General features: G+C 47.3%; 8 protein-coding genes. 6 read left to right on the plus strand and 2 right to left on the minus strand.

The features are described from left to right. Positions 1-12: 12 nt before the first annotated feature. The 3 genes from C6P39_RS20260 (at position 13) to C6P39_RS20270 (ending at position 3,860) form a co-directional block, all read left to right on the plus strand. Positions 13-1,185 (plus strand): Glu/Leu/Phe/Val dehydrogenase dimerization domain-containing protein, encoded by a 1,173-nt coding sequence (locus tag C6P39_RS20260; protein ID WP_104804984.1) that lies wholly within the window; start codon positions 13-15, stop codon positions 1,183-1,185. A gap of 91 nt (positions 1,186-1,276) precedes the next feature. Next, entirely contained in the window at positions 1,277-2,683 is a 1,407-nt protein-coding gene (locus tag C6P39_RS20265; protein WP_104804985.1) for a YfcC family protein, read from the plus strand. A 19-nt stretch (positions 2,684-2,702) separates the two neighbouring features. Beyond that, positions 2,703-3,860 carry a M20 family metallopeptidase gene (locus C6P39_RS20270; protein ID WP_104804986.1) on the plus strand — a complete coding sequence of 386 codons (1,158 nt, stop codon included), beginning with the start codon at positions 2,703-2,705 and terminating at the stop codon, positions 3,858-3,860. Between the two features lie 55 nt (positions 3,861-3,915). Here the strand turns inward: C6P39_RS20270 and C6P39_RS20275 are convergent, their stop codons facing one another. Further along, entirely contained in the window at positions 3,916-5,460 is a 1,545-nt protein-coding gene (locus C6P39_RS20275) for an ABC-F family ATP-binding cassette domain-containing protein (protein ID WP_104804987.1), read from the minus strand. A gap of 768 nt (positions 5,461-6,228) precedes the next feature. Continuing rightward, complete coding sequence (locus C6P39_RS20280; RefSeq protein WP_104804988.1) at positions 6,229-6,456, minus strand: hypothetical protein; 228 nt, start codon at positions 6,454-6,456, stop codon at positions 6,229-6,231. Between the two features lie 382 nt (positions 6,457-6,838). Between C6P39_RS20280 and C6P39_RS20285 the strand changes: the two genes are divergently transcribed. The 3 genes from C6P39_RS20285 (at position 6,839) to C6P39_RS20295 (ending at position 12,455) form a co-directional block, all read left to right on the plus strand. Further along, positions 6,839-8,389, plus strand: coding sequence for an alanine/glycine:cation symporter family protein (locus tag C6P39_RS20285; RefSeq protein ID WP_104804989.1), 1,551 nt, complete (start codon positions 6,839-6,841; stop codon positions 8,387-8,389). A gap of 204 nt (positions 8,390-8,593) precedes the next feature. Beyond that, positions 8,594-9,589, plus strand: coding sequence for a 4Fe-4S binding protein (locus C6P39_RS20290; protein WP_104804990.1), 996 nt, complete (start codon positions 8,594-8,596; stop codon positions 9,587-9,589). 10 nt (positions 9,590-9,599) lie between these two features. Beyond that, positions 9,600-12,455: an AAA family ATPase gene (locus C6P39_RS20295; protein ID WP_104804991.1), complete on the plus strand. Its 2,856-nt coding sequence runs from the start codon at positions 9,600-9,602 to the stop codon at positions 12,453-12,455. Positions 12,456-12,540 lie beyond the last annotated feature (85 nt).

Here is a 12,540-nt window from a genome sequence, read left to right on the forward strand (position 1 = left end):
GAGGACATAAGTATGTTAAATAAACCTTATCTTGTAGTTGAATGGAACGATACGGAAACGGATGCCGTAGGCTGGCTTTGTTGTTTTAACTTTGTGAGCAATTACTGCAGTGGAGGACTTCGGGTCCATGAGACAGTGACCAGAGAAGAAGTGATCAAACTGGCCACCGGGATGGGCTATAAGTATGCTGCCTGCTATTCAAAAGTAGGTGGAGGTGCCAAGGCAGGGATTCGGTATGACAATACAAAACCGGATAAGCTGGAAGTGGTAAAAAGGTTTCTGCTTGCCATTTCGCCCTATTTGGAAAATGGTGTTTCCCTGGGCGGTGATCTGGGAATCGGTTATGGACAGGTAATGGATCTTTATAAGGAAATGGGCATTCCCGGAGTTCCGCATCTGGTAGCCAAAAAATATGAAAATGATCCCAAGATCATACAGGGACTGAAGGACAATGATACCTTGTTTGATATGCCATACAGAGGTTTTGTGATGTATGATGCCATTACAGGCTACGGTGCTGCAGCCGGTTTGGATGAAAGCTGGAAGCAGATGGGGGGGAAACCGGGAGCCAGTGTAATGATTCAGGGATTTGGCGCAGTTGGGACAGGTGCGGCCCGCTGCCTGAATGAGATGGGCTATAAAATAGTAGCAGTCAGTGATGCCAGATGTATGGTGTACTGTGAAGAAGGGCTGGATGCGGACCTGTTGATAGATTCCGTAAAAGACAGGGGTTACCTGAATCAGGAAGCATTTAAGCCGGAGTATAAAGTAATGAAGAACTCCCAGTGGGAGGACATATCCTGTGATATTTTCATGCCCGCAGCGCTGGATGGGGTTATCAATGGGAAGAACGCTGAAAAACTTGATTTTAAGCTGATCGTGGAGGCGGCCAATATACCCACCACTCCGGAAGCAGACGTAGTTTTAGAGAGAAGGGGAATCCCGGTAGCACCGGACTTTATCGTGAATCTGGGAGCCACAAGACTCTGCGATGCGGTACCCTTCGGACTGATTCCACTGGAGGCACAGGCACTCATAGATGATTCCCAGAGTATTATCAGAGAGCACATCCGCAATCTGTTTTGTATGAAACAGGAACAGGGAATCACACTCAGGGAAGCAGCCAGAATCCGCTGCCAGCCTCTCCCCTCAGAAGCGCCGGATGTGGAGTGGAATGAGAAATAGTAAAGAATAACAGCCGGGATCGCAGGAATTTCCCTGCGGTCCTGCTTTAAGTAACTCCGTAATGAATCCATGGAAAAGGCAGGAATAGCCGATGAAGAAAAGAGAGAAGGTAAAAAAGGGGCTTCCGGTCCCTAACGTATATGTATTAATGCTTTTCGTGGTATTGCTCTGCGGAATTCTTACTTATATCGTTCCGGCAGGGGAATACAGCCGGGTGGAGGGGAGCGGCGGACAGGAAGTGGTAGACCCTGACAGTTTTCATTATCGTGAACAGTCACCGGTGGGAGTTATGGGGCTTCTGGAATCAGTACCGCAGGGACTCGTGGAATCTGCAGGTATGATTTTTTTGATTTTTATCCTGGGAGGCGCTTTTCAAGTGGTACAGGAGACAGGAGCAATCCATACAGGGGTTGCACTGCTCACAAATAAACTGGGAAAGAAGGAATTTATTGTTATACCTGTCATGATGTTTTTGTTTTCCCTTGGAGGAGCTCTTTACGGGATGGCGGAGGAAACCCTGCCCTTTATTCCGATCATGATCCTGTTAGCTACCTCTGTCGGATATGATTCACTGGTGGGCACTGCAATCGTACTGGCAGGATCCACTGCAGGTTTTGCGGCAGCCTTTTTGAACCCATTTACGGTTGGTATTGCTCAGGGTATTGCTGGCCTGCCGCTTCTGTCCGGGATGGGGTTACGGGTAATTCTTTATATCTGCATGGTTACTATGGCAATATGCTATGTACTGCGCTACGCATTAAAAGTGAAGAAAAATCCGGAAATCAGTACAGTCAGGGGAATCGACAGAAATCGGACAGATAAATTGGATATGGATGAATCAAAGAAGCTGACAGGAGGACAGATCCTGGTGCTGCTGACTTTCGCAGGTACCATCGGGGTTCTGATTTTCGGGGTGTTCCGGTATGGATGGTATCTGCAGGAAATCTCTGCCCTCTTTTTTGGAATGTCCGTGCTTTCTGCCTTATTTACCAAAATGTCACCTAACCAATACGGGGAGAACCTGGCAAAAGGCATGATGGGGATTGCCGGAGGAGCTCTTGCTGTGGGGTTTGCCAGAGCGATTTTGGTTGTGCTGGAACAGGGAGGGATAATGGATACCATACTTTTTGGAATCGCAAAAGGAGTGGCATGGCTTCCGGGACAGATTTCTGCTATGGGGATGTACTTGTTCCAGTGTCTTTTGAATTATGTGATTCCGTCCGGAAGTGCTCAGGCAGCAGTTTCTATGCCTATTATGGCGCCCCTCTCTGATCTGGTAGGAGTTACGCGCCAGACATCTGTTCTGGCATTTCAGCTGGGAGACGGTATTTCCAACATATTTACCCCTACGTCAGGCCTTTTGATGGCTGGATTGGCCCTGGGCAAAATACCGTGGAATAAGTGGGCTCGTTTTATCGGTCCCTTGATTTTATTGGAATATCTTCTGGGGGCTGTGTTTATCATAATCGCCCAGGCAGTTCATTATGGTCCGTTTTAGTATGGGGAAGGAGTAGAATATGAAAGAAAAAATCATTGGGGAAATAAGAAAATACAGGGATGAGATCATGCAGATATCCAGGGAATTATATGAACATCCTGAACTCAGCGAGGAAGAAGTATTCGCTGAAAAACTTCTCACAGATCATCTGGCTGCCCATGGTTTCTGTGTGGAACATGGTATCTGTAAAATCCCAACTGCATTTAGGGCTTCCTTTAAGGGAGAAAAGCCGGGACCTAAACTGGCCTTTTTATGCGAGTATGATGCTCTGGAAGGCATAGGCCACGGCTGCGGCCATAATCTTATCGCAGCCATGTCTTTTGGCGCGGCACTGGGTCTGAAGGCTGTTCTGAATGAAACAGGCGGTGAGATACTGGTCCTGGGAACGCCTGCAGAAGAGACAAATGGAGCCAAGGTCACTATGGCAGGAGAAGGGATATTTGACGATGTCCTGGCAGCCATCATGCTTCATCCTGACGGGCAATCCAAGGAAAGCGGCAGTTCTCTGGCCCTGGATGCCGTGCGTTTCCGGTTCTACGGCAGGACTGCTCACGCTTCATCTGCCCCTGAAAAAGGCATCAATGCCCTGGACGCGGTAATCTTGTTATTTAACGGGATCAATGCCCTGCGCCAGCATGTGCCGGACGATGTGAGAATGCATGGGATCATAGCGAAAGGAGGGCTTCGTCCCAATATTGTCCCTGAGTATGCGGAGGCAAGATTTAATTTCAGGGCAGGTAAGCGGAAAACCCTGAATGAGGTGGTGGAAAAAGCAAAACAATGTGCCAGAGGGGCGGCTGAGATGACAGGAGCTTCGGTGAAGATTGATTATTATGAACTTTCTAATGATGATATGGTAACCAACCCGGTTTTGGGAAGGCTGATGTCTGAGAATTTCAGGTTTATGGGGGAGACAGACCTGCAGCCTGCCTGTCGGGAAATGGGTTCCATGGATATGGGAAATGTAAGCCATGTAGCACCGGCTGCCCACGGGTTTATCGGGCTTGGGGATAAAAATCTCGTACTTCATACCAGGGAGGTGGCAGAGCGCACGGTGTCTGAGCAAGGTCAGCGGACTGCTGAGAGAGGTGCGTGTATTCTGGCCTTGACTGGGTATGATGTGCTGTCATCGACTAAAGTACAGGAAGAAATACAAAAGACATTTCTGCCGGTGTAATAGTGTGGATGAAGTCTGAGGCTGCAGGCCGGGAGCAGTAAAGTGTTTTATGATGCTATTTTTTCCGTATGATCTTTTCAATATCGATCGTCTTATGGACCAGTCCGCTGTAAAATGCCTCCTCATGTGAGACAAGGAGTATACTGCCGGGAAAGTCTGAAAGGGCTGTCTTCAGGGAGGCTTTTGCCTGGATATCCAGATGGTTTGTAGGTTCATCCAGGATAAGGAAGTTGCAGGGGGTGAGGGTGAGCAGACACATTTTAACTTTGGCCTGTTCGCCGCCGCTCAGAGTCCCGATGGCCTGGGCCGCATGTTTGCTGGTGATGCCGCAGAGGGAAAGATGCTTCCGTATCTCCTTCACCGTCATGTCAGGGCGGGCATCTGACACAATCTGGACAGGGGTGAGGAGACTGTCCGGCCAGTGCAGGTCTTGTTCAAAATATCCTGGTTTCACCTGTTGGGAAAATGCATAGCTGCCGTTTTGCGCAGGAATCTGACCAAGCAGTGTTTTAAGCAGCGTAGACTTTCCGATGCCGTTAAATCCTGTGATGACGGCTTTCTGTCCACCGGTAATGGAAAAATTCAGGTCTGATAAAAGTGGGTAGTGATACCCCACAGACAGGTGGCGGACAGTCAGGTGTTCAGTGGCAGTCAGAGGAAGGCCGGCAAAACGAAAATATGGTTTTAATTCTCTTAGATCAAGTGCCTCCATTTTGTCCATCCGGTCAAGCTGCTTCTGCCTTCCCCGGGCCATTCTGGTTTTGCGGCCTGCTATATTCTTCCGGATGAATTCCTCGGTCTCTTTGATCTCTTTCTGCTGGGCGGAATATTGACGGATGTAATCTTCTCTGAGCAGTGTTTTTTTCTTTAGGAACTCGGAATAGGTGCCATAGTATTTTGTGATCCTGCTGTTGTCAATATCACAAATCCGGTTTGCTGTTTTTTCCAGAAAATCAAAATCGTGTGATACGATGAGGTAGGCATTTTCCAGGGAGGAGAGATAATCCGCCAGCCAGGCTACATGCTCTTTGTCCAGGAAATTGGTGGGTTCATCCAGAAGAAGAACGTCAGGTTTTTCCAGCAGCAGTTTAGCCAGGATCACTTTGGCACGCTGCCCGCCGCTCATCTGTGACACAGGGCAGGAAAGACCAAGAGAGCGCAGTCCAAGGCCGGAGACCACCTGCTCTATGCGGGTATCTATGGTATAAAAACCTTGTATTTCAAGCTCCTCCTGGCAGCCGGCCGCTGCCTTTAAAGCATTCATATCCTGGGTGACAGCCTGCTCATAGAGGCGGTTCATCTTTTCCTCCAGAAGATAAAGGGAACGAAAGGCAGAGCGGAGGAATGCCTCCATAGTTGTATGGGGGGCAAGCATTGCGTATTGGTCCAGATACCCCACAGTAGTCTGGGGATACCATGTGATCCGGCCTGTGTCGGGAATGATCTGTTCTGTACAGATTTTGATCAGCGTGCTTTTCCCCGCGCCGTTTTGGCCCACGATTCCCATATGTTCTCCTTTATTGAGTGTCAGTTCTGCATTTTTAAAAAGCTGGCCTTCACCAAAAGAATGGGTAAGGCCTGTGATCTCAAGTAAACTCATGATTTTAATGATCCTTTCTTTACTGGTAATATCTAAAGTTTTTTGATGGCAGTATTTATACTAGTACAGCATTGCATAAGTTCCAGTGATATAGCACCCGCTATTTACGCCAGTGCCGCGTTGCCGAAGCTAGTCGTAGGAACCGCTACGCCGTCGCTTCGGCGCCTTGCACTGACGAAAATATCAGGCACTCTATCACCGAAACTTACGCAATGCTGTACTAGGTGTGTGTCTGCCGGTGTCCTCCATGGAAGAGGCTTTTTCGCACAAAAAAAGCAGAAGACAGTGATACATTCAGATGTATCTGCCTTCTGCTGTGTGCAGGCCGGTTACAGGATAAACCCTTTGTAACAAGCCGCATTTATGATCGGTATAACAGCAAAAGGCTACAGACAAAACATTGTCCATAGCCTTTTACACAATATAGTCACGGGAAAATAAACAATAAAACAAATGAGAATACCTGCGTACGTGTACTTTTGAATATGACAAACAAACGGAACGTACATTTTGCAGACTTTCCTTGTCATATATAAGCACCGGTCCGGCGGGCGGTCCCAAGCTTAAATCTTTTATTGTGTTATCTCCCGATGAAATCTATAGCGTATATCATATGCCATACTCTGTACAATGTTTCATCGGTGCGGATGGTACAGAGATGGTTTTGGCAATCGGTTTTGGTTGGTTTGTTGAATTATAACCCATTTTGAATCTCCTTACTGTTAATGCGGTCACTATAGCATAAGCCTGAACGTTTGTCAAATTTATTTATCTGATCCCTTTTAGATATTCGGCCATTCTTTCATTGTAATCCTGAATGGGGATAAACTCCTGTTCTTGATTGGAATCAGCATCTTTCGTTTGATCAAAATAGTTTTCATTATACTGGGAAAGCGGTATCAATGCTTCCTGCTGTCCGGGTTTGGCAGTTGAATAACCAAGTACGAGCAGTGTGAGAAATGTGGCTGCCCAGGCGATTTTTTTAGACGTTTTCATAGTTATTCCCTCATATTTTTTTAGAAATAATTTTACAATTTGGAAGGTGTCTGCTAATATTTATGATATATTCATCATATAGGTATATATTTTCCTGTTAATATATGGGTATTGTACAATGTCAGGGCGGGATTGTCAATGAGCCGCTAAATGCCTGCCGGGACAGTGGTCTGTAAACCGTAACGGATTCAGCACGATATGCAACGTAATGAACAGTAAGGATGTTTACATGAGAAAAAATACACCATATACTTGTAGTAACGTAACTGCTCAGACCTGTTGGATAGTTACGCAGGGGCGGCAAATTTATGAGTCTGACAGAAATATTTCCCTGCATACGGAGCAGGGATTCTGCAGTGCTGACAACTTAGGAGGGTAAAGTATGGAAGCTGTATTTGAAGGAATCAACAGTGTTTTTGGGTTTATCGGGCCTCTGTCTGATTTTTTGTGGGACTTTCCCACCAATTTTGCATGGTATGCGAACATTCCCATTCTGGGCAGTTTTTCGTTTGCCATAATCCTGCTTTTAGGGTCCGGCATTTTTTTCAGTTTTAAACTGGGATTTATGCAGGTGACACATTTTAAAAAGGCCATTAAGATTTTGACAGAGAAACGTTCCGTGGAGACAGGCATATCACCGCTGGCGGCATTTTTCCTCAGTTCAGCCATGCGTGTGGGGCCCGGCAACATTATCGGTGTGACCGGAGCCATTGCGGTGGGCGGTCCGGGCGCTCTGTTCTGGATGTGGGTATCCGCTTTTTTCGGCATGGCCGTTGCCTATATGGAGGGTGTACTGGCGCAGATATTCAAGGAGAAAAAAGGGGAGGAGTTCGTGGGAGGCCTGCCTTTCTATGGAAGAAAACTGCTGGGAAATAAAGTCTGGGTGGGTATCTTTCTGTCAGTGCTGTATATTCTCTATGCGCTCTGTTGTCTTCCGGCACAGGGATTCAATGTGGTGTCCTCTGTAGGGCGTATGGCGGAGATCGTCACAAGTTCCACGATCCGGACGAATTCAGTCTTTTACTATGTGGTAGGGGCTGGCATTATTATCCTGACGGCTGTCATTGCTTTCGGCGGTATTAAGAAGGTGACAAAATGGACGGACAAAATGGTGCCGGTCATGGCAGTATTATATATTGTAGTGGTGCTGGTTCTGGTTGTGATGAACTTTAAGACCATTCCTTACTTTTTCCAGGCTGTATTTACCGGCGCTTTCAAGCCGGATGCGTTTTTCGGAGGTGTATTCGGAACCGTTCTGGCTCAGGGGGTGAAGCGGGGGCTTATGTCCAACGAGGCGGGGCAGGGTACCATCACCATGTCAGCAGCAGCGGCGGATGCAAAACATCCCTGCGAACAGGGTATGATCGCCTCCATGGGCGTTTTTCTGGATACCATTGTGATCTGTACTCTGACCGGATTTGTGGTTGTAATGGCACACTGCTGGACAGGAGCAGGAGCGGATACCTGGGCAGCTCTTGACAAGCTTCCGAAATTTACGGAATCCATTGCAGTGCTGACACCGGGAACGGCTATGAACGCTGTGATGACATTTCTGGTGACACTGTGTTTCTGCCTGTTCGCCTTTACCTGTCTGCTGGGGATGATCAGCTTCTCGGAAATAGCGGCAAACAGGATCAGGAAAGATAAGATCTGCATTAACACGGTGCGCTGCATTGCTCTTTTTGTGGCAGCGTTCGGAATCCTCTGCAATATCGCAGGGCTGGAGTTGGGAAATCTGTGGGCCTTCTCGGATTTGGGGAATATTCTGATCGTGTATTTTAACGTTCCCATTGTATATGTGGGGGCAAGGTATGTTTTTCGGGCAACCAGGCATTATAAGAAACAGGATGGGACGCCCTTTACTTCAAAGGTTATCGGAAGGGATGACTGTGAGTTCTGGGATAAAAAAGCAAAGGCAAAAGATAAGAAATGACATAACAGGGCCGGAGAGAAACAGGGATTGTTTTTCTCCGGCTCTTTTTAGCCCGGCATTCTGCTGCGCGGTAGACACAGGCATGGATTTCAGGTAAAATAAAGAAAACTCCCTCCCGACGCCAGCCGACATTTTTTCGACAATTCGGCGCTACGCTTCTTACAACTTTATTTTACGAAAAAAACAAGAGATGGGGGGATAAGCATGAAGGATACTTACAGAAAAGCAATGGAGATATGGGAGGTTCCGGAAGTGTTTTATGAGGCAGCCATTCCCATGTACCGTGATCATGAGGCAGAGCTTGCTGTCAGATTCGGAAGAGATCCCGTTTCCGGACAGGAAATCTGTCGTCTGCTCAGAGAATGGGGGAAAGAGGAGGCAGAGCGCCTGCTCTTTGAGAGTTATCAGAGGAATGTGCTGGAAAAGTGCCAGGGTGACATCAGCAAAGAAACCTTCTATAGAATGACGGATTTCTATTCCCGCTATCCGTATTTTGCCCAGTATGAACCGGAAGCCTATGGGGAATTTACCCAGGAGACAGTGGACCGTTTAAATGAATGGGATCTGAAAGTATACATGGACCGCACAGCCCAGGCAGCCCTTGCCATAGCTGCCGGCAAAGATGTGCCCATGCACCAGACCCAGTATCTGACCCTGCAGGAGTCCTTTGATATGATGGACACACTGGGGGAGGAGCTTATAATCCTGCCCTGTAACTGCAAAGCCATGGGCAGATGTACCGAAAAGCCTGTGAATGTGTGTATAAACAAGCTGGAAAAAGGACCAAACACGCCGTATGACAGAAAACTCGGAACCATCCTCACACTGGAGGAGACGAAAAAACTGATTCGCCGGATCAATAAAAAAGGGCTTATGCAGTCAGGGGAAAATAATGTGCTGTGCAACTGTGACGGCGTTTACTGTTATCCCACCAAAATGGCCAGGATCCTGGGGACCAGGCTTCATTATCCAACCTCCCACTACGAGACTTTGTGGGATGAAGATCTCTGTGTTCAGTGCGGGAAATGTACGAAGATCTGTAATTTTGAGGCTTTCTGCAAGGACGAGGCAGGTAAGGTGAAGTTCGATCCTGAGAAATGCTGGGGCTGCACCATCTGTTCTGCAAACTGTCCGAAAGGCGCAATTTCATTAAAGAAAAGAGTGACAGAACCGGGAAGTGATCTTACAGAAAATAGGTAAAGGTGAAAACATGGATAGAAGATATTCTCATGACATAGAAGTTCAGCTTATGGGACGGCCGGGTGTACTGCTTTTTGGGGAAAAGGTTTCTTTTCCCTATCAGAAGGTGGAAGGCCTGTTTTATTATTTGTGTGTGAATAGCCAGATATCCAGAAGCCAGGCAATCAGCGTTTTGTGGGCAGAGAGCAGTGAATCCACTGCCAGGAAGAATCTGAGGGATGCTGTCTATAATATCAGAAAAGTGCTGGGACAGGACATTCTCACGGTTGAAGGCAACACGTTGATCGTTCTGAACCGGCAAAGGGATATAGATATAGACATTGAACATATTACAAGGGAAAACCTGCTGGAAAGCTGGAAAGGGGAATTTCTCCAGTTTTTCTTTGTAAAGAATTGTTATGAGTTTGAAGCTTGGGCAGAAGGGGAAAGGTCTGAGCGGAAACGAAGCTACATAAAGGCTCTGCAGCTTAAGATCATGGGGCAGAAGATTGGACAGGGGCTTGAATTTCTGGAAGAGAGCGGCAGGATCCTCATACAGAACGAGGTGCTTGACGAGGAACTGTACCGCATTATCATGAAAAAACTGGCGGAGGCGGGAAGATACCTTTCCGCTATGGAAATCTTCCAGTCCTTGAAAACCTTTCTGGAGAAAGAAGTGGAGGAGTCACCGGAGGAGGAGACACAGGAGCTTTACGAGAAAATATCGGATATGAAGAACAGGCTGAAACGCCGGCCTGAGGAGAGGGGAGAATATTTTTTCGGAAGAGCGGATATTCTCTATGACATCTATTCCCGTATCGGCACAAGGGACGGGGATATGGAAAGGCGGTATCGTTCTTTTCTTATTACAGGGGAACCGGGCGTGGGGAAAAGTATGCTCCTGGAACAGATCGAGAGAATGGTGGAGGACTCGGATTATCTGATGTTTACCTGGGCCTGCTGTGAGACGGAGAAAGATCTATATCTGATGCCGTGGCATGGGATCATGGCAAAGGTGGATGAATACTGTAAGAAAAACGGATTGGATGTGGAGTCTCCCACAGATATCCTGCTGCGGCAGAACGCTTCGGATGTACAGTTTTTTATGACCCGTTTTGAAATACTGACAGAGTCGGTTTTCCGATACCTGACAAAGTATTTTCGTGACAGAAAGATCCTTCTTTTTATTGATGATATTCAGTGGATGGATTCCATGAGTATGCGGCTTATGAGTAATCTGCTGTTCCGCATGGGGCAGGGGCAGATGCTTGTGGTGGCTGCCAGCAGGGAGGATGACGGCGATGACATTAAAAGCTTCAAGATCCCTCTGATCGGAAGGGGAATCCTGAAAGAGATAGAGTTAAAGCCATTTACTCTGGAGGAGGCCAGGCAGGTTATTGAGGCGACCGATGCAGGCATTCTGGACAATCCGCGGCTTGTGGAACAGATTTATAAAAAGACCCAGGGCAATCCTCTGTTTTTTATGGAATCCCTCCGGCTTTATGAGCGAAAAGAGAACGGGGCTGCATTTACGGACAGAATGTCAAATGTTATCCAGAGCCGCCTGTTAAGCCTCTCCAGACGGGAAAGGGTCATGCTGGATATTGTGTCCATTTTCTCCCTTCCTGTGACAAAAGGGGAGATCAACCAGATCCTGGGTATGGAAGAACTGCAGCTTCTGCAGATACTGGAGCCTCTGCTGGATAAAAAGATCCTTTATGAAAAACTGGTGAGCGGTGAAGTGCACTATGGGTTCCGCCATCAGATCATCCGCGAATATGTATACAGCTGCCTGCCAAAAGAAAAAAAGGATATATATCATAATTATATTGCCAGGTATTATGAACAGGAGTACGAGCGCCATAAGAATCTGGGGACCTGTTCCCTGGTCATCCATCACTATGAACAGTGCGGGGATCGGTATAAAATGTATTGGTTTAAGGTAGAGTATCTGGAGGCATTCTACAGGATTTCCTATGACTTTTATCCTATGTTAGCAAGGAAAGCGGTATTCAGCGGTAATATCGACGGCTTTTTGGCAAAGGAAGACGAGCTTGTGGAGTTGGCGGAGGAGATCAGATCCCTGCAGGAGACGGATTCCCGGATGACGCCCATACGCATGCGCGTGGAATATCTTCTCGGGCGTTATGAGATGTTTGTCAGGGACTGCCACAGAGGGAAAAAATACATTGAGAAGAGCCTGGAACTGGCAAAGGAGATTTCAGACAGGGATTATATTTTTTATAATTACCTGCAGCTTATTTTATACGGAGACCTGACAGGCCAGAATGCGTTTATGCAAAATGTGATCGAAACCTGTATGGCATTTATGAGGGACTGTACCCATCATCATCTGGAGGAGGAGTGTATGCTGATACGGTATCTGGGCATCTGTAGGATGAAAGACGGAGAGTATCAGCAGGCAGAGAAGCTTTTTATGGAGGCAGTAAAACGCCTTGACCATGCAGACGACAGAACTGAGCATTACAGAAGAGAGCTGTCAGCCTGCCATCACCATATGGGAATCTGTTATATCAGGCAAAAGAAGTGGGATATGGCCAGCGGCTGTTTAAAAAGAGCAGTGGAGATCGGAGAGAAATATATGGTATCCGGTGAGGCGGGGGTATTCTACTCAGATATGAGTCTTGTGCTGTGCCGGATGGGAGATTTGAAGGGGGCGAATGCATTTGCCGAGAAAGCACGTTCCTGCTTCATGCAGGCCGGTTCCCTGTGGGGGGAGGCCAAGACAGATCTGTGCTGCGCGCTGATCGCAGAGGCGGAAGGCAGACCGGAAGAGGGAAAACGCTGTCGGGAGCTTGCGGACCGGACAGCTAAGAAATTGGACAGTAGTTTTTTATGGGAAGAACTGAAAATGATGGAAAATTAGGGACAGATGCGGTGAGAGATCTCCGTGTCTGTTTTTTTATAAAAAAAGCAGGAAATCGGCAGGTTTAAAAAAATAGTATTGGACA

Origin of the sequence: Blautia marasmi, assembly GCF_900258535.1 — a bacterium.
Lineage (GTDB): Bacteria > Bacillota > Clostridia > Lachnospirales > Lachnospiraceae > Blautia > Blautia hominis.